Genomic DNA, 23368 nt, shown 5'->3' on the forward strand with positions numbered 1-23368 from the left:
AATTTTCCTATTTTACCGCCTCAAGCCCCCTACTGACGAATATCATGAGCACTTCTACCCCTGTTTCTCTCTCTTACGCCGACGCCGGTGTCGATATGGTTGCTGGCGACGCGTTGGTCGATGCAATCAAGCCTTTTGCAAAACGCACGATGCGCGAAGGCGTCATGGCCGGTATCGGTGGTTTTGGCGCGATGTTTGAAGTCAGCAAAAAATTCAAAGAACCTGTGTTGGTCTCCGGCACCGATGGCGTCGGTACCAAGCTGAAACTGGCATTTCATCTGAATAAGCATGACACGGTCGGTATCGATCTGGTCGCGATGAGTGTCAACGATATTCTGGTGCAGGGCGCTGAGCCTTTGTTCTTCCTCGATTATTTCGCCTGCGGCAAACTGGATGTGGCGGCCGCCACGGATGTTATCAAAGGCGTGGCTTTCGGTTGCGAACAAGCTGGCTGCGCACTGATCGGTGGCGAAACTGCTGAAATGCCTTCCATGTATCCGGATGGCGAATACGATCTGGCCGGTTTTGCGGTCGGTGCGGTTGAAAAATCTAAAATCATCGATGGCAGCAAAATTCAACCGGGCGACGTGATTCTGGGTCTGGCTTCCTCCGGTATTCACTCAAACGGTTTTTCTCTGGTGCGCAAAATCATCGAAGTGGCTAAACCTGACCTGAATGCAGATTTCCACGGACGCAGCCTGGGCGATGCACTGATGGCACCGACACGTATTTACGTGAAACCTTTGCTGGCGCTGATGGAGTCGCTGGAAGTGAAAGGCATGGCACACATTACCGGCGGTGGTCTGGTCGAGAATGTACCTCGCGTGCTGGGTGACAAACTGACTGCGATCCTGCATAAAGATGCGTGGACTCTGCCGCCATTATTCACATGGCTGCAACAACACGGCGGTGTGGCAGATGCCGAAATGCATCGTGTATTCAACTGTGGTATCGGCATGGTGGTGATTGTGTCTGCTGAAAACGCAGATGCAGCGATGGCACAACTGAGCGCCGCTGGCGAATCGGTTTATCGCATCGGTGAAATCCGTGCCCGCGAAGGCAATGAACATCCGACTATCGTTGTTTAATAGGACTTACACAACGCCCAAGCGGCGTTATGGCTTCTGATCGTACATTGGCACTGTCTGCGCCTATCCCTTGCCGGGATAAATTGCGTCAGTTTTGCATCAAACAAAAGGTAAATCAGGGAAATAGTTTTAGTCCCTGATTTTCCTTGATTTAATAAATTTAATAATCAACTTGCTCATTTTTAATTAATTAACTTACACTTTATTTGCTGTTGTTCGGTGCAGAATCTGAAACTGGATTTTGTTAAAGACCACATAAATGTTAATTAAAATGAGAAAAATAATTTCACTGAGCTTGTTGAGTATTCTGGCCGCATGTGGTGGTGGAGGCGGTAACAGTGGTGATAGCACCACTACGCCACCGGGTAATTCAGGTTTTCCGCCATCTTCCACGCTGGCAAATCTTTGTGCCAATCCCCGCGCTAATACTAGCGATCGTCAGGGGACCGTCGAGAACGAAAAATCTTATTTACGTTCTTTTGTCGACGAAACTTATCTCTGGTACGCCGATATCCCTTCCAATATCGTGGCCGCAAATTATGCGACGCCGCAACTCTATTTTGATGTGCTGAAAACAAACGCCAAGACTAATTCTGGCGCAAGTGTTGATCAGTTCCACTGGTCGCAGACCACCGCATCCTGGAATGCCGCATCATCAGGTATTGCTCAGGATTACGGTATTAAATGGATGGTAAAAGGTACAGCACCGTCACGCATTTTTCTCGCCGCTGATGTCGCGCCGGGTTCCCCTGCTGCATTGGCAGGAATCAAGCGTGGCGATATCATTACTTCGATTGATGGCGTTGTTGCCACAGAGGCGACTGCTGACGGCGTAGCTGCGTTGAATGAAATCCTCTCGCCAACCAAAGTGGTGGCGCATAAATTAGGATTCAACGGTGCCGCAGAGATTAGTCTGACTCCTGCGACCTATTCGACGTCAACTGTGTTGAATGTGAAGACTATTCCAACGGCATCCGGTACCGTTGGCTATTTCACGTTTGATACACATATCGCGAAATCCGAAGCGGAGCTGATTGCCGCCATCAAGCAACTGAAAGCAGCGAACGTCACGGATCTGGTCATCGATCTGCGTTACAACGGCGGTGGCCTTTTGTATGTTGCGAGTCAACTGGCATATATGATTGCCGGACCAACTACGACAAACGGACAGATATTTGAAAAGCTGACTTACAACGACAAGCTCGCTGCAAAAAATACCGTATATCCGTTCTATGCGGTCACGACGGCGAATGAGCAGCTTCCATATCTGGGTTTAAAACGTGTCACCCTGCTGGTCACACGGAATACCGCTTCTGCCAGCGAATCGATTATTAACAGTTTGCGCGGAGTCGATGTTGCAGTTGATCTGATCGGTGATCTGACACGTGGTAAGCCTTATGGTTTCGTTCCTCAGGACAATTGCTCGTACACCTATTTCGCGATTCAGTTTAAAGGTGTGAATCAAAAAGGATTTGGTGATTATGCTGACGGCTTTTCACCGACCTGCAAAGCGTCCGACGATGTCACTCATCTGCGTGGCGACGCAAATGAAACAATGCTCAAAACGGCTTTATCTTATCGTCAGACAGGTTTGTGTCCGGCTAATTCTGCTGGTGCCAGTGTGCTTGGTGCCGAGCCCGGCTATGAGTTGATACGTCCGGCAAGTCAGGAAATGCGTATTCTCGCGGCGATGCCACACTGATGAGATATCAGCTTACTTTTGCCGCCAGTATTCTGATGCTGTCGGCATGCCAGTTCACTGCCGCTTCCCCTGACAAAGCGGCAGTGTTGCTGGCGTCCGATGCTGTAGTGATGCAGGAGTTAGGTGCTGCCATCAGCAGTATGAGCGGCTTTTCTGAAGTCACTTTATCTGCTTCTGATTTCATGCAAAGCAGCGAAGTGATCATTGAGCGCAAACATCAGACGAACCAGCATGGTGAGCTGATACAAGGGCGTGATCTGGAAATACCGCATCGCTTCAGGCTAGAGACGAATGGCACGCAATGCTGGCTGGTTCATTTGAACTCGGGACAACGTCGCCTTTTGAATACAGCCCGCTGTCAGGTGAAATAAATCAGGTAATGAGAACATTAACTTCCGCGCATCTCCGGCCGGAAGTTGATGATCGATATCCCAACTGATTATGTACAGATTGGAAAATGAAAGATGAACGTCAAACGCTGCTCTTGGGCCAACTCAGTCAATCCCTTATACATTGCCTATCACGATAACGAGTGGGGGCGCCCATGTCATGATGAAAACCGTTTGTTTGAAATGTTGAATCTGGAAGGTGCTCAGGCTGGATTAAGTTGGGAAACCGTCTTGAATAAGCGAGCAAGTTACCGCATCGCTTTTGATGACTGGGACGCAAAAAAAATCGCACAGTACGACGCCGAAAAGGTGGCGGAATTACTGGCCAATCCCGGCATCGTGCGTAATCGTTTAAAAGTCGCAGCGACCATCAGTAACGCCAAAGCGTATCTGCAACTATGCGAGGAGGTAGGCAGTCTGGATAAGTATCTTTGGGCATATGTCGATGGCAAACCGATACTGAATCATGGTGAGCGCATAGTAACGACACCATTGTCTGATCGTATTTCCAAGGATCTGCGCCAACGAGGATTTAAGTTTGTCGGCTCAACGATAATCTATGCGTATATGCAGGCCATCGGCATGGTGCAGGATCATGCCGCAGACTGTGACTGGCGTCAGTCCTCAGTCTGAGCGACTACTTTAGTACAAAAAAACGTATCAGTGTTGATGCGGATTGCTGCGTTGTTCCGCGAAGGATTGCAGGCTTCCCATTGTGGATGTGCCTGCGGTTTTATCCGGATGCGCAACCATCACAGGTTTGCTGTGAGTATTGGCCGCTGAAGCTGATGGTTGATGCCCGGTCAGATTGCTTGCGGAAGCATTGATATCCCAGACCGGCGCTTCTATTCCTTCGAAGACAGTTTTTAATTGTTGCCCCCAGCTATTTCTTATCATCTGAAAATACTGATTTTTTTCATCGATGGTGACGAAGCGTGATACTGCCAGATGATTATTTTCATAGACCAGCAAATCCAAGGGCAGACCGACGGAGATGTTGGAACGCAGTGTGGAATCCATAGAAATCAACGCACATTTTGCCGCATCGTCAAGGCTGGTTGCCGTATTGATGACGCGATCGAGAATAGGTTTGCCGTATTTGGCTTCTCCTATCTGAAAGTAGGTATTTTCGTTATGTGCCTCAATAAAGTTACCTGCTGAGTAAATCTGAAACAGGCGGCAACGTTCGCCTTTGATTTGTCCGCCAAACATCAGGCTGACATTAAAGTCTATGCCAAATTCGGATAAGGCTTTGGCATCGCGTTGATGTATGGCACGCACGGCTTCACCAAGAATACGCGCAGCATCGTACATACTTTGGACGTTCCAGATTGTGTTGCCATTCGCATCCTGATACTCAGAAAGTAATTCGCGTATGGACTGTGAAATCGACAGATTACCCGCCGCCATCAACACCATCATGCGTTCGCCCGCTTTCTCAAAGACGGACATTTTTCTGAATGTACCGACCTGATCCACGCCGGCATTCGTGCGGGAATCAGAGAGAAAAACCAGCCCGGCATCGAGGCGTATGCCTACACAGTAAGTCATATTAAATCGTGAGTAAAGTATGTATAAGTCAGGATTTTACCTCAGGCCATCATTGAACTGTCATGCAACACGCTATTGTGGCGTCACCTGTACGCTGACTGTTAATGTTTCAACACCGCCGCCGCGTCGTATGCCACGAACAGGTCCTGCTGTATCGTAATCACGACCGATAGCAAGGCGGCAATAAGAGTCCGTCATCAGTCTGACGTGGGTCACATCAATGCTGATCCAGCCGTGATAATCATGGTCTTGCGCCCAGACATCCACCCAGGCGTGGCTTTCAGCGTGATCGCTGGATTCCGGATCGATATATCCTGAGACATAGCGGGCAGGTATGCCCATGACATGGCAGCAAGCGAGAAATAAATGAGCGTGATCCTGACACACACCTCGTCCCATTAACAAGGCATCGTTGGCTGTAGTGGTAACGACAGTGCTGCCGGTCTGATAGGCAACCGCATTCCTTATTTGCTCTGCAAGATAAAGAAGCTCACGGCTGGAGGCCGATTGCTCCCTTGGTAAAGAGCGTTTTGCAAACGCCTGAATCTCTGCGCTGCTTTCTGTGAGCTGGGTGGGAATGGTGAATATTAATGGCGACCATGGCTCGGCGTCGGAAATACGTCCGGCATCCGGACTTCTGACATTGACGATGCCCGATGCCAGTATATTGACTTCCAGATGTGGTTCAGTAATGGTCAGTGTATGAGATTGATTGCCATAGGCATCTGTGTATGCATGTCGATGTCCAGCAGCGACAATGCCCCACTGCGCTATATGCTGATGCAACTCCGTACGTGGCGTCAGATGCAATTGCTGTATCGTGTATGACGATGGCGCGGAGTAGATATATTTGGTCTGATGCCGGATATGGAGTCGCATAATGAACGTTGGTGCTTTCAGGCAGCCAGAGGTACTAAAAAATCACGACTGATGCGATTGCCTAATTCAAAAATACGCTCCAGAAATTCCGTCAGCGTGTTGTGTAGTCCGGCGTTCAGAATGTCTTCAATGGTGGCAAATTTTAATTCCGCATGCAGCTTTCCGGCGAAACGTTCGGTGTCTGCTGAGACATCATTGCTGACCACCGCGAGGTTGGCAACGACTTCATCCATGCATGCGAGTAAAGAGCGTGGCATATTGCCGCGTAACATGAGTAACTCCGCCACGCGTTCCGGCGTGATGACGTCGCGATACACTTTGCGATAAATTTCGAATCCTGAAACTGAATGCAGCAATGCTGCCCAGTAATAAAAATCCTTTTGTATACTTTCCTTCGGCTGCCCCTTTGCTTTCGTGCCGTGAAATTTCACATCCAGAATACGCGCGGTATTGTCCGCCCGTTCCAGAAATGTTCCGAGGCGTATGAAGTGCACTGCCTCATCTTTTAGCATTGTTCCCAGTGTCACACCGCGCGATAAATGTGAACGGTATTTGACCCATTCAAAGAACTGGCTAGGGTCTTGCTCAACGATGCCGCTGGCGAGTTTTTCCTGCATCGATAACCAGGTTGCATTCTGGGTTTCCCAGACTTCTGTTGTCAGTGTGCCGCGCACCGCACGTGCATTTTCTCTGGCCTCTTTTAAACAGGAGGCTATGGACGATGGATTCATCGGGTCACGCACCATGAAATCGAGCACATCTTTTTTGGTCAGGATGCCATAGTGGAAATCAAACGACGATTGCAACTCCGAGATACCCAACATGGCACGCCAGCCATTTTCTGCATGTTCTGCAGATTGCGGCAACATGGACGTCTGCACATTCACGTCCAGCATGCGGGCGGTGTTTTCAGCGCGTTCTGTGTAGCGCGCCATCCAGAATAAATGATCAGCGGTTCTGCTCAGCATGTTAGTTCTCCAATACCCAGGTGTCTTTGGTGCCGCCACCTTGTGACGAATTCACGACTAAGGAACCTTCTTCCAGCGCTACCCGGGTCAGTCCGCCCGGTGCCATCGATATCGTCTTGCCAGACAATACAAAGGGACGCAAATCAATATGGCGCGGAGCAATACCGCTGTCGACAAACGTCGGGCATGACGACAAGGCTAATGTCGGTTGCGCAATATAACCTTCCGGTTTGGCAAGTAAGCGCTGACGGAAATCTTCAATTTGTTGTTTGCTTGAAGCCGGGCCAACCAGCATGCCATAGCCACCTGCACCATGAACTTCTTTCACGACCAATTCAGGAAGATGGGCGAGGGTATAGGCAAGATCATCCGGTTTGCGACACTGATATGTCGGCACATTATTCAGTATCGGTTGTTCAGACAGATAAAATTTGATCATATCCGTGACATAAGGATATATCGATTTATCATCCGCAACCCCCGTACCGATCGCATTGGCAAGGGTCACGCGTCCGGCGCGATAGACTGACAAAAGACCGGGAACGCCAAGTGATGAATCCGGGCGAAATGCGAGCGGATCAAGAAAATCATCATCGACCCGGCGATAAATTACATCGACACGCTTTGGCCCTCGCGTCGTGCGCATATACACGGCGTTATCGTCAACAAACAGGTCTTTACCTTCGACCAGCTCAACCCCCATTTGTTGCGCCAGAAAAGCGTGCTCGAAATAGGCCGAGTTATACATACCTGGCGTCATGACGACGATGGTCGGATTGTCGATTCCCATCGGTGCCACTGAGCGTAGATTATCCAGCAACATATCCGGATAATGGTCTACCGGAGCAATCTTGTTTTTGGCGAATAATTCAGGAAATAGCCGCATCATCATTTTGCGATCCTCCAGCATATAGGAGACGCCGGATGGTACGCGCAGATTATCTTCCAATACGTAAAATCCACCTTGGCCTGCACGCACAATATCGACGCCGGCGATATGTGCATAGATGTCTGATGCAACAGAAACGCCTTGCATTTCAGGCCGGTACTGCGCATTTTTATAAATCTGCTCAGGTGGAATGATCCCGGCTTTAATGATGTTTTGATCATGGTATACATCGTGAATAAACATATTCAATGCCTTCACTCGCTGTACCAGCCCGGTTTCCAGTAGCGCCCATTCCTTGGCGGGGATAATGCGGGGAATTATGTCGAAAGGAATCAGGCGTTCCGTGCCCGCATCGTCGCCATAGACTGCGAAAGTAATACCAACGCGACGAAAACTGAGATCGGCTTCGGCGCGTTTGCGTTGCAGGCGCTCCGGTGATTGCTTCGCTAACCAGTGATGGAATTCGCGATAATGCTCACGCGTCGAATCTGCTGTGCCGACGGTGCTGGCCGTCATTTCATTAAAGAATTTTTCCATGTCCCATTCCACGATTACTGAGTCAACTTAGCTATATCAAGAAGCGTGCCAAGCAAACTCAGACGTGTAAATCAGGGCGCGCGGATATAGTCAATCAGTTCCGTAGTGTGGTGATCGGGCGCGGGTGTCATCAGGCTGGCGATCACCATGGCAATGAATCCGGCAGGAACACCGAATACGCCGGCGGATATCGGTGCAATATGCCACCATTGATTGGCCGGACTACCACCAAATAATGGGTGGGTGAATACCATATAAAAAATACAGACAAAAAAGCCCGTGATGATGCCCGCAACAGCGCCTTGACGATTCGCGCGCTTCCAGAATATGCCCAATATCAGTGCAGGAAACAGTGTCGATGCGCCGACAGAAAAGGCCGCACCAACAAGTGACAAAATATCGGCTGGTTTGAGGGATGCCACATAGGCGGCAATCAGTGCAACCACCAGCAGCAGTAATTTTGAAATTGTCACCCGTTTTTGTGTGGATGCCGTGGGGTCAATGATTTTGTAATAGATATCGTGCGACAAAGAGTTTGAAATAGTCAGCAGCAATCCGTCTGCCGTTGACAGTGCCGCCGCCAGCCCGCCAGCAGCGACCAGCCCGGAAACAACGTACGGTAAGCCAGCAATTTCCGGCGTGGCGAGAACGATGATATCGCCATCAAGGACGATTTCCGCAAGTTGTACGATGCCGTCTTTATTGATATCGGTGATGCTGACCAACGGATTGAGTTTGTCGATGTTTGCCCAATACGTAACCCACGAAGGTAACTTGGAAAACTCGCTGCCGACCAGCGAGTTATAGATATCGTATTTCACGAGTATCGCCAGCGATGGAATCGTGATGTACAGCAGCATAATGAAAAACAAAGACCAGAATACGGAGTCTCTGCTTTCTGTCACTGATGGCGTAGTGTAATAGCGTGTCAGCACGTGGGGCAAGGCTGCGGTACCCATCATCAGACACAACACCAGCGCCATGAAGTTATTTCGTTTGATATCAGATTCAGACTTATCTTTGGCAGCATAAGGAGTGTATTGTGCAAAGCCCGGCCTGGATTTCAACAGGTAGGAATTGCGCGCTTCCGCCCAGCTATTTCTTGCATCAGCTGGCGATGCTGGGTAGTTCGCCAGTGCACGACTGGCAGTTTTGATCGCAATTAATGAGCCATTCCCGGCTTTTAATTCTTCCAGATTTTTTTGCAGCTCGGCGCGCCCGGATTCCCATGATTCAGGCAACTGCTGAATTTTTTTATCGTATTCGTCTGCACGTAATTTATAAATGTCCCTGACTTCTTTTTCCTTGGGGCTCTTATCAAACTGAGCTTCCTTTTTTGCCAGCTCTGGTAAAAATGCACCATAGGATATTTGTGGAAATGGATTATCCGTATGTTTGGCCGACAACCAGGCGACCGGAATCATGAATGCGATTACGATGATGATGTATTGCGACACCTGCGTCCATGTGACGGCACGCATACCGCCCAGAAATGAACAAACCAGTATGCTGGCTAATCCCAGAAAAATACCGACCGAGAAATCGACGCCGGTAAAGCGCGAAGTGATCAGGCCGACGCCATAAATCTGCGCCACGACATAGATAAAAGAAATGAATACGGTCGCCAGTACCGCCAGAATACGCACGATATTGGTATGTGGTTTACCTGAAAATCGCGTACCCAGAAAATCTGCAATCGTGTATTGGCCGAATTTTCTGATGTAGGGTGCGATCAGCATCGCAACCAGACAAAATCCGCCGGTCCAGCCTATGATATAGGCCAGTCCGTCAAAGCCTTGTAAATACAGCCCGCCGGCAAGACTCAGAAAACTGGCGGCAGACATCCAATCGGCCGCGGTTGCCATGCCATTAAATACTGCTGGCACCCGTCTTCCGGCGACATAGTATTCTGCAATGTCAGAGGTTCGGCTGACCAAGCCGATGCCAGCGTAAATAACGATGGTGGCGAACATAAACAGATAGCCTATCCAGACCCGTGGAACGCCTTCTTTTTCCAGTATCGTCAGTACGATCAGAAAGATAAAAAAAAGTAAGGTATACCAAAGATAGTAGGACGTTAATCTCTGTGTAAATCGTTTTTGTGGCGACATGTGCTTATTCGTCTTTATCGTTTTTATCGTCTTGTCGGGGGCGTTGTATCCAGCGCATGCCTATCGAGTAAATCGCGAGGATCAGAACGTAACTCAGCGTCAATCCTTGCGCTGCCAGATAAAACGACAGTGGCCAGCTAAAGAAATGCCATTCGGATAGTTCCCGCGCAAAAAAAAGACTGAAAAAACTGAGCAATCCCCAACATAACAACAGCGCCGTAGTCAGCCGTTTGGTGCGTCGCCAATAATGATGTGGCGCAGACTTTGTTTCCGGTGTTGATGTCGATGGCATCTTCATTTCACGCTTCGCCGATGAATTCATCAAAGGGGTTTAATCTGAACGAAATACGGAAAACGGTACCGGGAAATTGCGGGTCTTGAGGATGGGGGTTATCGAGAATTTCTATTTGCGCCCCATGTTGTTGTGCAATTTCCCTGACGATGGCAAGACCAAGCCCACTACCTTGCACATTGCTGCCGAGAATACGGTAAAAGCGTTCAAATACATGTTCACGTTCAGCGACGGGAATGCCGGGGCCGTTGTCTTCCACTTCGATGATGGCCAGCGCCTGCTGTTCATTCATGCTGACTTTGACCGTGATGCTGTGGTCTGACGGTGTATAACGGATTGCATTGTCGATCAGATTGCTCAGCATTTCCCGCAGCATCAACGGATTAGCGAAAATGGTGATGGGAAAATCGGGTTGCTCAAAACCCAGATCAATTTTTTTTGCGAATGATGCCTGTATCCAGTCCCGAACGACATTCATCGCCAGTTCATTTAAGTTCACCTGCTCCAGAGGTCGGGTGGCCGGGGTCAGGTTTTCTGCGCGAGCCAGCGTTAGCAATTGATTGATGAGGCGGGTTGCTGCTTCTGAGCTGGTCGATAACTGCAATAGTGAGCGCCGTATTTCTTCCTGATCGGTTTGTCGTAATGCCAGTTCAGATTGCATACGCATACCCGCCAGCGGTGTTTTCATCTGGTGCGCAGCATCCGCGATGAAGCGTTTTTGAATGTCTATCGTTTGCGCCAGACGTGCCAGCATGTCATTTAAGGAATTAACCAGCGGCGTGATTTCTTCCGGCACCTGACGCGAATCGATAGGGCTAAGATCATCCGGGCGGCGGGCGCGTATGCGTTGTTGCAATTCGGCCAGCGGCGATAAGCCCCGGCTCAGCGCGAACCAGACTAGTGCCAGCGCGATTGGCAAAATAATGAATTGTGGTAGCACCACACCTTTAATAATTTCATTCGCCAGAACAGCGCGTTTTTCCAGCGTTTCCGCAACCTGTATCATGATCTGAGACGACTCAGGATTGACCGTTTTCTTGGTCGGTGGCGTTAAATCGATATAACTATACGCGATGCGATAATCGATGCCCCGCAAACTCAGATTTCTGAATTGAATATTACCGGCCGCAGGCCGTTCTTCATCGGCAGGCGCAGGAATATCCTGATCGCCATCAATCAGATCACCCTTGGCATTTTTTATCTGGAAATGAATATTGTCGAGATCATCGGCCCGCAAAATATCGCGTGCCGGTTTGGATAATTGGGTAATCGCCTGACCATCAAATTCTTTGACCTGTTGTGCGAGCACGAGTACCTTGTCTTCCAGTGCACGGTCGAAAGGCTGATTTGCAATCGACTTTGCCACCAGATAGGTGATGGCTATGCTCATCGGCCACAGCAGCAGCAGCGGTGCCAGCATCCAGTCAAGAATTTCGCCAAATAACGAGCGCTGGATTTTTTCTTCCGGCTGCTGCAACAATATATTTTCTGACGCAGCGGGCGCAGAATTCGATGAAGTATCAGCGACGCTGCTGTCTGTACTCATTGTTGTCCGGCATCTGGATTGGCTGGTTTCGCTGACGGTGCGACGAAGAATTTTTCAAGGCAGTAACCTAATCCTCTGACTGTCGCAATTCTGACGCCATCGACTTCGATTTTTTTGCGCAGACGATGCACATACACTTCGATCGCGTTATTGCTGACTTCCTCGCCCCACTCACAAAGGTGGTCGACCAATTGCTCTTTCGAGACCAGACGTCCGGTTCTTTGTAATAACACTTCTAGCAGACCCAGTTCGCGTGCCGATAAATCCAGCATCTGTTCGTGGATATATGCAATTCTGCCAACCTGATCGTAACTGAGCGGCCCGTGTTTAATAACAGTGGGGCCGCCGCCAGCACCGCGTCGTGTTAAAGCCCTGACGCGTGCTTCGAGCTCGGACAAGGCGAACGGTTTTGCCATGTAATCGTCAGCACCTAAATCCAGCCCTTTTACTCTTTGCTCTACTGAGTCAGCAGCAGTCAGGATCAGTACCGGAAGATGTGAATTGCGGGCGCGCAAACGGCGCAGCACTTCCAATCCGCTCATTTTTGGCAGGCCGAGATCCAGAATCAGTAAATCGAAGTCCTGAGTCGATAATGCAGAATCCGCTTCCTGTCCGTTGCTGACGCAGTCAGTCGCATAACCTGATTGCCGCAGTGAGCGGGTCAGTCCGTCTGCCAGCACGCTGTCGTCTTCTGCTAATAAAATACGCATAATGAATATTCCAAACCAAGTTGATTCTGATGGGAAATGGATAAATGGTATCCGTGCCGCCGACCGATTTTTCTAATTTTTTTGGATAATGTAAGGTCTCGCGGGTTTGCAAAGGCGATTCCAGATAACAATCTTGGCAGCTTTTTGTATCGCCATTCCCAGCCATTAATATTAGCTCAACTTTAGCCCAATTCAGGTCTGCGTAGATTTAAAGGCACAATAAATTTTTAATATGTCTGGATTTCCATCTGTCACCTCAAGCGCATCGCTGAATGTGGTAGGTTCAGACAGTGTGGAAATCAGGCTCAAGTAAGTTTGTTTGCTTGAGTATGATCTGAAAACAATCATGACTAGCCCAGAACAAATTTTGCAACGTTCATATAAACGGGAATGCCTAGCAAAATATTCAGCGGGAAAGTGATGCCGAGAGACATGCCGAGATAAAGCGATGGTGATGCCTCTGGTATGGCGTAACGCAGCACAGCCGGAACCGCGATATATGAGGCGCTTGCCGCCAGTACCATCAACAATCCGGCATCGCCGTACGGAATTTGCAGCAACACGGCAAGCATTAACGCAATAGTTGCGTGGCAGAGCGGGGCGAGAATGGCATAGCTGATCACCAAGGGCGAATTGCCTTTGATGTTACCGAGGCTTTTCGCCGTCATCAGCCCCATATCGAGCAGGAAAAAAGCAAGCATTCCTTTAAATAAATCGCCGGAAAACGGTTGCATGGCGGCCTTACCTGCATCGCCGGATAGGATGCCAACCAGCATCGCGCCTAACAGTAGCAGTTGCGCGCCATCTGTCAGCGATTCATGCAAAACACCTTTGACCGAGGGCAGCGTTCCCATTTGCGTCGACGTTTCCCTACGCCGGATCGTATTCGACAAAATGACGGCAAAAATAATGGCAGGTGATTCCATTAACGCCATCGCCGCTGCCATATGGCCGCCATATTCTATATGTCTGCTTTCCAGATATTGAACAGCGGTTATAAACGTAACTGCACTGACAGAACCATACGTGGCGGCGATTGCGGTGGCATCAAGCGCAGGAATAATCCGCTTCAGTAAAAAATATCCAAGCGCTGGTGTCAGCAGCGCCAGAAAAACAGCACATCCCAGACTGCTCATGATTTGTAAATTTAAGCCGGAATGATTCAGTGCAAATCCTCCTTTTAAACCCAGCGCCATTAACAGATACAGCGATAAAAATCGGGAGATATGTGTAGGAATGCTCAGATTAGAGCGGATGAGGCCGGCAAAGATACCGAAGATAAAAAATAAAATAGCTGGGTCGCGCAAACTGGACATAAATTCCCCTTCAAAATTCAGGCCTCATACTACGCAGACTAAATCATCAGGTAAAATCAATTTTTATCGCTATGATCATCAGTAAAAATCTATGAATGTCACTTTCCGTCAATTACGTTTGTTTGCGGAACTGGCTGAACAGCTCAGCATCAGTGGAGTTGCACGCAGCTTTCATGTTACGCAGCCAACTGTATCTATGCAGATGCGTGAGCTGACGGAAGAAATCGGTTTGCCATTGTATGAAGTCATAGGCAAAAAAATTTTTCTTACCCAGGCAGGTGAAGAACTCGCAAAAACTGCGCGCACGTTAGCGGACGAGTGGTCGTCTTTTGGACAACGTATCGATAGTCTGAAAGGGTATCAGCGTGGACGTTTGCGGGTGGCGGTAGTCAGCACGGCAAAATACTTTGTTCCCCGGTTACTGGGTGCTTTTTGTCGTGATTTTCCAGAAATTGATATTGCATTGGAAGTGCAAAACCGTGATGGCGTTTTACAGCGTTTACGCGATAACCGCGATGACATATATATTATGTCTGCCCCGCCAAAAGATATTGACGTTGTACAGCAGGTCTTTTTACCAAATCCGTTGGTTGTGATTGCGCCTTTGTCACATCCTTTGGCCAACCGCAAGCGGATTGCGCTGGAAAACCTCAGCCAGGAGCGATTTATTTTGCGTGAAAAAGGATCTGGCACCAGGCTTGCTTGCGATCAGCATTTTTCCGCACAAGGCTTTACCCCGCTCGTGCGGCTGGAGTTAGGCAGTAACGAGGCCATTAAGCAAGCGGTCGCGGGAGAAATGGGACTGGCGATTTTATCCGCACACGCATTGGGTGAACATTTAGTTGATCAATCGCTGACAGTATTGAAGGTCAGCAGTTTTCCCGTGCATTCCAGCTGGTATATTGTTTATCTGAAAGGAAAGCGATTATCGCCAGTCGCAACCTCGTTCCTTGAATATCTGCAAGCACATGCGCAAGATTGAAATAGCTGCTTGCGCGAACTTATTTTTCAGTTTTTGCTTGTTGTCAGTTGCGCACATTATTCAGTATTTCTTCTGATTGCGGCTATTTCCCTATGGCGGCAGAGTTGACTATTGAAGGTAAGTGCTGAACCACTATGTTATGCTTTGCTCCTTTGTAATAAAGTTCTCTAAAGTCATGAATACCAAAAGCAAGTCCATTCCCATTTCTGATGCGCAAGCCCTGTTGAGTACCTTAAAAGAGACATTTCCGGTGTTTCTCAATCATGAGCCGTTGGCGATAGGCATCGACAAGCAAATCCTTGCCAGATTGCCGGAGACACCGCGCAAAGTTTTACGGATGGTGCTTGCTTATCATACGAAATCGACCCGTTATCTGCAAAAGACCATTAAAGCGACGACACGTTTTGATCTCGATGGCAATCCGGCAGAACCGTTAGAAGAGACGCACAAAACGCATGCAGAAGAAATGCTGAAAGAGCGTGCGAAGAATAATGCTGAACGTGCGAAGGCTGAAGCAAAACTTAAACGTGAACAGCAAGCAGCGGCAGAGGAAGCAGAAAAACTGCAAAAGAGAGCAGAAAAAATCAACCAGCTTGCGCAGAAATTCGCTAAGTAATTATTTTTGATTTCCAAATTGGTGACATCGGGAGGCAACAGCATTCGCTGTGTCTCCTTTTTTATGTCAGCGCAATCGCAGTATTGTTATCGCTTCAAAACTTTGACGCTGCTTATGCTGCCCATGTGTCAGCAAAGCGGGGTAAGTATGATGCTTGAAAAGCAGCCAACTTAGTGACAGCGCTTGCATCCGCCTGCCACTTACTCTTTCCACGGCGGTGCAGTGATCAGATCCTGATCGTCACTGATCTGTTCAAATAAACCTTTGTCCCATCGCTGTGCCGCTGCGGCAATCCGGCCGCGATCGGTTGATACAAAGTTCCACCACATGCGGACGGGTTTTTCCAGTGGTGCTCCGCCGATGACGACCAGGCGCGCGCCAGACGACCCCGCACATAACCTGACCGGAGCTTGTTGCAGCACGACCAGTTGCAGTCCTGCGACCTCCTGATCGTCAATCATTAAGGCATGTTCAGGACTGTATAGAGCCATTTCAGATGCCAGAACCGGTAGCGTAAATTCATGTCCGGGTGGCAGATAAATATCAAGATAAAGCGTGGCAGACAGCGTTTTTACCGGACTTGTCCTGCCGAAAGCACTGCCGGCTAATACTCTGATCTGTACGCCGCCTTCCAGTTCAATCAGCGGTAAATCGGCGGCGGCCACGTGCTGAAATGATGGGGCAACAGTTTCCAGATCCGGTGGCAGCGCAACCCATAGTTGCAAACCATGCTGACGGCGTTCTTTTCCGCGTTCAGTGTCAACTGTGCGCTCACTGTGAACAATTCCCCGGCCTGCCGTCATCCAGTTAATCGCACCGGGTGTAATCGTTTGCACCGTACCCAGACTATCTCGATGCAGCAGACTGCCTTCAAATAAGTAAGTGACGGTCGCTATCCCGATGTGGGGATGAGCTCCGAGATCACTATTTTTCTCTGCCGCGAGTGTGGTGGGGCCGAAGTGATCGAAGAAAATAAACGGACCAATGGAGCGTCTGGCGGCTGCCGGTAACAAACGGCGAACAGGAAATTCATCGACAAGATGAGTGACCCTGCCGGGAATGCGAAGTAAATCGTTCATGGTGGCGTTTCTCCAGACTATGCTCGGATTCAGATTTTCCAACTCAGTGATTACTGGCGCGTTCTATACGGCGATCAGGAATGAGCCACATCAATGCCACCAAAACGTAGAGTCCTTGCGCAATCCAGTGTATCCAGAATGACGCTGCAATACCGGTCGCATACAGAATCACTGAGGCTTTTCCTTTGCGGTCGCGACCCAGTACTTTTTTTAAAGGTGATGCCGAACCTTCGTTGGCAATAATCACTTGCTCAAGAATGAAATAGGCAACCGCGGCCATAAATAACACCGCGCCATATATTGCGGTGGGGTCACTGGCGAAATGATTTTCGCCCATCCACGCAGTAGCGAAGGGGAATAATGACAACCAGAATAGCAAGTGCAAATTTGCCCAAAGGACGCCGCCAGTCACTTTCTGTGTCACATGCATTAAATGATGGTGATTGTTCCAATAAATCGCGACGTAAATAAAACTCAGTACGTAATTCAGGAATATAGGAATAACGGGAATCAGTGCAGCAAAGCTCTCGCCATGCGGTGCTTTCATTTCCAATACCATGATGGTGATAATGACGGCGATAACGCCGTCACTGAATGCTTCCAGGCGATTTTTCCCCATGGGTTCTCCAGATAAAAAAACAAGTATTCGTTTTGAATGAAACGCCAGTTCGGATGAACCGTTTCAGTCTGATCAGGCCGACGCTGACTTACCTTACTGCAAACACGACATTATCGTTCCGCTGTGGCGATTCACTGTCAGGAGCTTGTTGTATCGGTACGCTGAAAGCATCTATATATCAGTCAGCAAACTGTTGTTGATAAGCTTTAACTGCGGCCATGTTTCCAGCCATCTTTTTTCGGTGATTCTGGCGTAAAAATCTGCAGGCTTCGGACGCTTATCGTTTAGTGTGATTGTCAGTTGACTCAGTCCGTTCAGTCCGAATGGCGCAAGTATCAGCAATTCACCGGTAACGCTTAACTGAACACCGACTGCGGTTTCAATTTCTACCCAGTACGACATTGCATCGAGAGTATTCCGATAGGGATGATCATTATTCCGTAAGTGCATTCTGGCTTGATTTTTAACTGACCAGTTCAGTGCTGATCGAGAGCGTAATGACGTTTCAAAGTATGCATCTCGTTCGGGAGAGATATCCGATGGGGCAAAGTAAATCAGGTCAATGTCTGATAAAGGCGTTGGTTGCGGATAATGATGCAGGTTATCCCAGACTAAGTTGCGCACAAAGCCCGCCGCCAGACACCAGTCTTTCAGCTCTAGCGCAGCAGCAATTTCTAATGCTTGCCAACGCATAGGATCGGCCTTGATCCAGTCGTTTATTTTTGTATTGATATTCATATTGCTGATGCTATTAACTGTCGGTAATGCCACTGGCGGATAGTAAAGGGAATTTGTCGAAGTTTTACTTGTCTTGCCTTGCTCCTTGTTGTGTACAACCCAAAGTTAAAGAGAGCAAATGAATTTTAATCGTGCGATCAGTATTTCACTCACATTGCCATAAAGAAATCTGTTATTGTTTTTTGCGTGACAGAACACTTTGTAAAGCAGACCGGTATCCGCTGAGGTATTTTCTGGTGTTTCAGCAGTATTCATATTGCTGCATAGCAGACGTGTCTGAGCACATAAACTTAAAAAACATATAACGGAGTCAACATGAGACAATTTTTTAAAAGTATTCTTTTCGCCTGTTCCCTGTCATTGCTTGCCCACGGAGCGGCTGTTGCTGCAGATCGTGCAACAGCACAGGAAGCAACTGAAATGATCAAAAAAGTCATCGCTTTTTATAAAGCCAATGGTCCGGAAAAAACCTATGCTGCGGTGAACGATCCTAAGGGACAGTTCATTTACAAAGATCTTTATGTTTTTGCAGGATCGGTGAAACCAGGTGGTGTGACGTTGGCGCATGGCGGTAATCCTAAATTGTTAGGTAAGCCGCTGGGAGAATTGCGTGATGGCGATGGTGTTTTCTTTGTTAAAAAAATCAATGATGTCGCCGCCAGTAAAGAAGGTAAGGGCTGGGTTGATTACAGATGGCCAAATCCTGTAACAAAAGCATTGGAACAAAAAAGTACTTATGTTGAGCGCGTCGATGACGTGTACTTTGCCTGTGGAATTTATAAATAATTCTGAGGTTTCCTCTTTTTTTTGTAATTCGTAATACTGCGCTTGTACCTCATTTCTTATCAGATTGGCCGTCACTTTTGCGATGCATCAATGCGGCCAGTCTGATGTATCAAATTCTTTTCAATACTTCCAAATTGTTTAGCTACTTTTGGGAACAGAAACGCTTCTGGATAGTCTGCGCTGTTTCTGTTGCCAGGTACTGACAGCCTTGCATTTCATTCTGAGTCTGAAACTGAACTTCCTCACACAGCTTCATTGTTAATTTGAATTTTCACAATGGAGTGAGTTTTCACTTCTCGTTATCCGTTACGCTAGTTGTATGAAATAAAAGTGACATTGTTTCGTATGGCTTGTCGTAAAAATACACAGGAAGAACAGACGTTTGTTTGATGTTTGCACGTATTAGTTTTTTATAGCGATATCAAGGCGTAATATGAGCAATGACAGTATGTCTATTGCCGTTGTGATCTGCTCAGTCGTCAGCTTTTGTAATCAGTTTCGCTCTGCTCAGTTAACTTGTGAGGATAAGATGAAAATTAAAGATCTGCCTATCGGTACGCGACTCGGTTTTGGTTTTGGGATAGTACTTTTATTGGCAACAATATCTTCATGCATAGGTCTTTGGCGACTGAACGAGGTGGCGAGTAGTACGAGGGCGATGATGCAGGAGCCTTTAAAAAAAGAGCGTCTAACAGAGGAGTGGTACAGGGTTACCGTTGCGGGCTTAAAGCGTACTTTGGCGGTTGTTAAAAGTTCCGATGAATCATTAGGCGATTTTTTTTCTGCGGACGTTAAGACGTCAACCACACGAAATAATGAAATTCAAAAATACCTGGAAAGTAACGTCGATACGCCTGACGAAAAACAACTTCTGGAAAACATCGTTGTTGTACGTAAGTCCTACGTCAGCACCAGAGACCAGATTTTAAAGGCCAAAAAAGAAGGCCAGACTGAGGAGATGAATAAACTGTTTGAAAAATTCATACCAATGTCTGACGCCTTTCAAAAAGCCTTACTCGATTATCTTAATTTTCAGAAGGAAGAGGTGGATCATCTCAGTAAGGAAGTCGATGCCATTGCGGCCAGCAGCCGCATCCTTATTACGACTCTGATCGTTCTGTTTTTGCTGATAGGTAGTTTTTGTGCATGGTATCTGACCATAGGTATCACCCGGCCATTAAATTCAGCAGTAGTGCTTGCACGCCGCGTGGCGGATGGTGATCTGACGAGTGATATTCGTATTGATTCCAGCGATGAGACAGGTCAGTTGGTGATGGCATTAAAAGATATGAACGAAGGTTTGCGGAAAATTGTGGCCGAGGTTCGAGATAGCACGGATACCATCGTCACTGCTTCTACCGAAATTGCCAGCGGGAATATGGATCTGTCCTCCAGAACAGAATCCCAGGCGGGATCACTTGAGGAGACCGCGTCTTCAATGGAGGAGCTGACCAGCACGATGCAGCAGAATTCTCAGAACGCACATGACGCAAATCAACTCGTACATGCAGCGGCAGATGCAGCGATTCAGGGCGGTACGGTTGTCTCGCAAGTCGTTGGCACGATGGGCGATATCAGCACATCATCGAAAAAAATCGTCGATATTATTGCGGTCATTGATGGCATTGCTTTTCAAACGAATATCCTTGCACTCAATGCGGCTGTGGAGGCTGCGCGGGCGGGTGAGCAAGGGCGTGGATTTGCTGTAGTAGCGTCGGAAGTCCGTAATCTGGCGCAGCGTTCCGCTAGCGCGGCGAAGGAAATCAAACAACTGATAGATGACTCGGTTGATAAAGTGAGTCAGGGAACGAAGCTGGTTGATCAGGCCGGAGCAACGATGACAGAAATTGTCGATCGCGTTAAGCATGTTACCGGCATCATGAGTGAAATCAACAACGCCAGCAAAGAACAATCGGCAGGTATTCAGCAAGTGAATCAAGCCATCATTCAAATGGACAACACGACGCAACAAAATGCCGCACTTGTAGAGCAGGCCGCAGCTGCAGCGCAAAGCTTACAAGAACAGGCCGCGAATTTGTCCAACGTAGTCAGCGTCTTCCGGCTAAATCAGGGAGATCATCAGCAAGCCATGAAAAGAGTTGCAAAAAATGCCGCTACCGGCACGCATCCGCACACCACATATTTGAGCGGGCAATTGTCGAAGTTCAGATAACTCTGAACTGCATTTTTATGAAAATCAATGACTTATATTTTGGCTGAATAATGAATTCTGAACAAATAATTCAGCTAACTCTGAACTTTTATGGATTTCGTTCAGCTAACTCTGAATTTTTTGGATAGGACAAACATAGGGCTCAATTTCAGTAAAACATCTTTGGAAATTATTTGTGCTGGAAGCCAATGCCTCAAGTGCAAAGCCTAGCAGTGACTCTGATTCATCTTTTGCATAAAAGCTCCATCAAGAACTCTTGTTATCCGTGGCTCGATTTTTCGGGCGGGTTACATTCAGAAAATAATCATCGTTCACGTGCCATGTAATACCACCGGTCGTGACATCGATATCTATCGAAAGTTTTCGTACTAATGAACGAAAACCATTCTGTAATTGCGTCCTGACGATTGGTTTTTATGGATTAAAAAATAAGGGGCTTGTTCAGCCCTTATTTTTTGTTAGGTGTAATTAAGTTTCCGACAGCGTAAAATCAGTGAAGATCTATCGATCTCACTGTTTCGGTCGCATTTATCTCGCGCTACTTCAGTTTCACCAACTCAACACGGCGGTTTTTTGCCCGTCCTGCCTCGCTAGAGTTGTCTTGTAACGGTCGCTCAGCACCCATGCCAATAGCGTTAAGGCGCGTCGGGTTTATCCCTTGAGAGGTGATCGCTTTAACGACGGCTTGCGCCCGCGCCTGTGACAGAGTTTTATTATGAGCGGCAGCACCAACGTTGTCCGTATGACCTTCGATATTCAACTGCAATTTTTCGTCAGCCCGCAACAATTTGACAATCTCATCGACGACGGGTTTGCTATCGGTTTTAATGACATCGCTGTCGGTATCGAATGACAAATAAAGCGTAATATGCCCCTGCGTTTGCAGGCTTGCGGCCATCGCATCTGCTTTAACGAGACCGACGCTTTGTTCCAGGGCTTTTTCTTCAACAGTGACTAACCAGGTAGACGATTCATCATCGAAAATCGACACGATAAACCAGATATTGGTCTTGTCGGTACGCAGCAGATATACCTGGTAATTTTGACCACCATTTCGGATTCCTGGTAAATGCATTTTTTTGGCTAGCGTGCTCTCGTCTTCGTTATGTAATTTCAGAAAAGCGGGATCAACTGGCGTGATCTCATTCACTTTTACTCCACCGAGCGACTTGATCGCATTTTCGTAATTTTTTACGGAGCCTGTTGCTGACATCCCAATTGTCGTGTGTGGATAAAATCGCCGTGAAACTTTTCCTTCCACCTTGCGCATATCCCGTCCCGCAATCAACTGAACTTCATCGAAATTCGAGTCCTGATTATTATGCCGATAGCCATTTTCCAGTTTCTCTGGATAGTCGAGATATGGAAATGGCGGTAACGCTATACCGGAGACCGGTACCGTATTGACATCAAATGTAGGGCTGGCTGCTGACTGAGCAGGAGTTACGGTATTGGTGTTCGTTGCAGCAGTTTCGACGCTGCTACTGCTCGCTGAATTATGGGTGCTTACCGGCATATCTGCCGGTTTTTTCTTGCAGCCCGTAACACTTAAGGCTGCGACAAGGAAGACGGAGAGAGCTAATGGAAAGAGACGCATGATCAATGGATTGAATAAGTGGAGAAAATCTGTTCTGGTGTTTGTCCAACAAACCGTTTTTAGCTAAAAGGCATAGCTTAACGACTAGAAGCCAAAGGAAAAAAAGAAAAATGTAACTTTAAGAAATTAAAAGAAAAGAGATGTAAGAAATTTTCTTTTTTGTAACGTATTTTAGGCGAAAAGTTATCGTTTATTTATTTTAAAGAACGATATTTCATATAGTTTTCCTTTAAAAGAGTGAGAGAAATTCTAATGCCAGGCTTCATTCTCTGCGACTATTTTAAGCAACAAGAAATATGCTAAATGATACTAAGTAATTGATCTGTATAGCACTATTTATATTTGGAATAAAGAAAATTTACATATTTGAAAGAAATGTAAATTAATGTAATTGTCAAAAAATAATTCTTATATTGCACTATTATTTCTGGGCATTAAGTCGTTTCTTTTTTTTTGGATAAATCGTCGGAGAATTTATGAATACATTCACTTCACGTCGTCGTCAGCTCGGTCAGGGCATGACTGAATACATCATTATTGTTGCATTAATTGCGATTGCTGCTATTGGCGTTTACAAAGCATTTGGTGGCGTAATTCGCGGGCAAACAGCGGTAGCCGCAGCAACCTTGGCGGGTAATGCCAGCGGCGGTTCAAGATCGGCAACTACAGATGCTGGCTCTAAAGCAACTGAACAAGGTTCTAAAGAAAAGAATCTGAAAGAGTTTGAGAAAGATAGTAACTAATTTAACTTGTTCAAGAATTTACTTTGTAAAAATAATGACCGGAGCTTTGTGCTCCGG

General features: G+C 47.5%; 22 protein-coding genes. 9 read left to right on the forward strand and 13 right to left on the reverse strand.

Translation table 11 applies throughout. The annotated features are described in order from the left end of the window. Window positions 1-44: 44 nt before the first annotated feature. The 4 genes from purM to H8K29_RS04170 all read left to right on the forward strand — a co-directional run bounded on the left by purM (window position 45) and on the right by H8K29_RS04170 (window position 3812). On the forward strand, window positions 45-1088 hold the full coding sequence (gene purM / locus H8K29_RS04155) for a phosphoribosylformylglycinamidine cyclo-ligase (RefSeq protein ID WP_186896487.1): 1044 nt from the start codon (window positions 45-47) through the stop codon (window positions 1086-1088). Between the two features lie 271 nt (window positions 1089-1359). Continuing rightward, the gene (locus H8K29_RS04160; RefSeq protein WP_222611393.1) at window positions 1360-2790 is read left to right on the forward strand and encodes a S41 family peptidase; all 1431 of its coding nucleotides are present in this window, start codon (window positions 1360-1362) and stop codon (window positions 2788-2790) included. Further along, window positions 2790-3161 (forward strand): hypothetical protein, encoded by a 372-nt coding sequence (locus H8K29_RS04165; RefSeq protein ID WP_186896488.1) that lies wholly within the window; start codon window positions 2790-2792, stop codon window positions 3159-3161. The genes H8K29_RS04160 and H8K29_RS04165 overlap by 1 nt, the downstream gene beginning before the upstream one ends. 93 nt (window positions 3162-3254) lie before the next feature. Beyond that, entirely contained in the window at window positions 3255-3812 is a 558-nt protein-coding gene (locus H8K29_RS04170) for a DNA-3-methyladenine glycosylase I (RefSeq protein ID WP_186884901.1), read from the forward strand. 27 nt (window positions 3813-3839) lie between these two features. Here the strand turns inward: H8K29_RS04170 and H8K29_RS04175 are convergent, their stop codons facing one another. The 9 genes from H8K29_RS04175 to H8K29_RS04215 form a co-directional block, all read right to left on the reverse strand. After that, window positions 3840-4730: a proteasome-type protease gene (locus H8K29_RS04175; protein WP_186896489.1), complete on the reverse strand. Its 891-nt coding sequence runs from the start codon at window positions 4728-4730 to the stop codon at window positions 3840-3842. 72 nt (window positions 4731-4802) lie between these two features. After that, window positions 4803-5609, reverse strand: a complete 807-nt coding sequence (locus H8K29_RS04180; RefSeq protein ID WP_186896490.1) for a transglutaminase family protein — start codon at window positions 5607-5609, stop codon at window positions 4803-4805. Between the two features lie 17 nt (window positions 5610-5626). Next, complete coding sequence (locus tag H8K29_RS04185) at window positions 5627-6577, reverse strand: alpha-E domain-containing protein (RefSeq protein ID WP_186896491.1); 951 nt, start codon at window positions 6575-6577, stop codon at window positions 5627-5629. A 1-nt stretch (window position 6578) separates the two neighbouring features. After that, window positions 6579-8003, reverse strand: coding sequence for a circularly permuted type 2 ATP-grasp protein (locus H8K29_RS04190; RefSeq protein ID WP_186896492.1), 1425 nt, complete (start codon window positions 8001-8003; stop codon window positions 6579-6581). 71 nt (window positions 8004-8074) lie between these two features. Next, on the reverse strand, window positions 8075-10114 hold the full coding sequence (locus H8K29_RS04195; protein WP_186896493.1) for a sodium:solute symporter family protein: 2040 nt from the start codon (window positions 10112-10114) through the stop codon (window positions 8075-8077). A 4-nt stretch (window positions 10115-10118) separates the two neighbouring features. Then, complete coding sequence (locus H8K29_RS04200) at window positions 10119-10412, reverse strand: DUF4212 domain-containing protein (protein WP_255423237.1); 294 nt, start codon at window positions 10410-10412, stop codon at window positions 10119-10121. Between the two features lies 1 nt (window position 10413). Then, entirely contained in the window at window positions 10414-11952 is a 1539-nt protein-coding gene (locus H8K29_RS04205; RefSeq protein WP_186896494.1) for a sensor histidine kinase N-terminal domain-containing protein, read from the reverse strand. Further along, window positions 11949-12662 carry a response regulator transcription factor gene (locus H8K29_RS04210; RefSeq protein WP_186884909.1) on the reverse strand — a complete coding sequence of 238 codons (714 nt, stop codon included), beginning with the start codon at window positions 12660-12662 and terminating at the stop codon, window positions 11949-11951. The genes H8K29_RS04205 and H8K29_RS04210 overlap by 4 nt, the downstream gene beginning before the upstream one ends. A 350-nt stretch (window positions 12663-13012) precedes the next feature. Beyond that, window positions 13013-13978: a sodium-dependent bicarbonate transport family permease gene (locus tag H8K29_RS04215; protein ID WP_186896495.1), complete on the reverse strand. Its 966-nt coding sequence runs from the start codon at window positions 13976-13978 to the stop codon at window positions 13013-13015. A gap of 91 nt (window positions 13979-14069) precedes the next feature. Between H8K29_RS04215 and H8K29_RS04220 the strand changes: the two genes are divergently transcribed. Both H8K29_RS04220 and H8K29_RS04225 read left to right on the forward strand, forming a co-directional pair. Next, window positions 14070-14960, forward strand: a complete 891-nt coding sequence (locus H8K29_RS04220; RefSeq protein WP_186896496.1) for a LysR family transcriptional regulator — start codon at window positions 14070-14072, stop codon at window positions 14958-14960. A 175-nt stretch (window positions 14961-15135) separates the two neighbouring features. Further along, window positions 15136-15576 (forward strand): ProQ/FINO family protein, encoded by a 441-nt coding sequence (locus tag H8K29_RS04225; protein WP_186896497.1) that lies wholly within the window; start codon window positions 15136-15138, stop codon window positions 15574-15576. Between the two features lie 200 nt (window positions 15577-15776). Here the strand turns inward: H8K29_RS04225 and H8K29_RS04230 are convergent, their stop codons facing one another. From H8K29_RS04230 to H8K29_RS04240, 3 genes are all read right to left on the reverse strand, one after another. Continuing rightward, window positions 15777-16655 carry a pirin family protein gene (locus H8K29_RS04230; RefSeq protein WP_186896498.1) on the reverse strand — a complete coding sequence of 293 codons (879 nt, stop codon included), beginning with the start codon at window positions 16653-16655 and terminating at the stop codon, window positions 15777-15779. A 43-nt stretch (window positions 16656-16698) separates the two neighbouring features. Continuing rightward, window positions 16699-17274 (reverse strand): TMEM175 family protein, encoded by a 576-nt coding sequence (locus H8K29_RS04235; protein WP_186896499.1) that lies wholly within the window; start codon window positions 17272-17274, stop codon window positions 16699-16701. Window positions 17275-17445: 171 nt separating this feature from the next. Then, window positions 17446-18012: a nucleotidyltransferase family protein gene (locus tag H8K29_RS04240; protein ID WP_186896500.1), complete on the reverse strand. Its 567-nt coding sequence runs from the start codon at window positions 18010-18012 to the stop codon at window positions 17446-17448. Between the two features lie 315 nt (window positions 18013-18327). Here H8K29_RS04240 and H8K29_RS04245 point away from each other — a divergent pair, with 315 nt between their 5' ends. Then, window positions 18328-18798 carry a cache domain-containing protein gene (locus H8K29_RS04245; protein WP_186896501.1) on the forward strand — a complete coding sequence of 157 codons (471 nt, stop codon included), beginning with the start codon at window positions 18328-18330 and terminating at the stop codon, window positions 18796-18798. Between the two features lie 529 nt (window positions 18799-19327). Then, window positions 19328-20971 carry a methyl-accepting chemotaxis protein gene (locus H8K29_RS04250; RefSeq protein ID WP_186896502.1) on the forward strand — a complete coding sequence of 548 codons (1644 nt, stop codon included), beginning with the start codon at window positions 19328-19330 and terminating at the stop codon, window positions 20969-20971. Window positions 20972-21509: 538 nt separating this feature from the next. Here the strand turns inward: H8K29_RS04250 and H8K29_RS04255 are convergent. Beyond that, window positions 21510-22568 carry an OmpA family protein gene (locus H8K29_RS04255; RefSeq protein ID WP_186896503.1) on the reverse strand — a complete coding sequence of 353 codons (1059 nt, stop codon included), beginning with the start codon at window positions 22566-22568 and terminating at the stop codon, window positions 21510-21512. Window positions 22569-23044: 476 nt separating this feature from the next. Here H8K29_RS04255 and H8K29_RS04260 point away from each other — a divergent pair, with 476 nt between their 5' ends. Beyond that, a complete protein-coding gene (locus H8K29_RS04260) occupies window positions 23045-23311 on the forward strand; it encodes a hypothetical protein (protein ID WP_186884919.1) in 267 nt (88 codons plus the stop codon). Window positions 23312-23368 lie beyond the last annotated feature (57 nt).

It is taken from the genome of Undibacterium sp. CY21W (assembly GCF_014284265.1).
Taxonomy (GTDB): domain Bacteria; phylum Pseudomonadota; class Gammaproteobacteria; order Burkholderiales; family Burkholderiaceae_D; genus Undibacterium; species Undibacterium aquatile.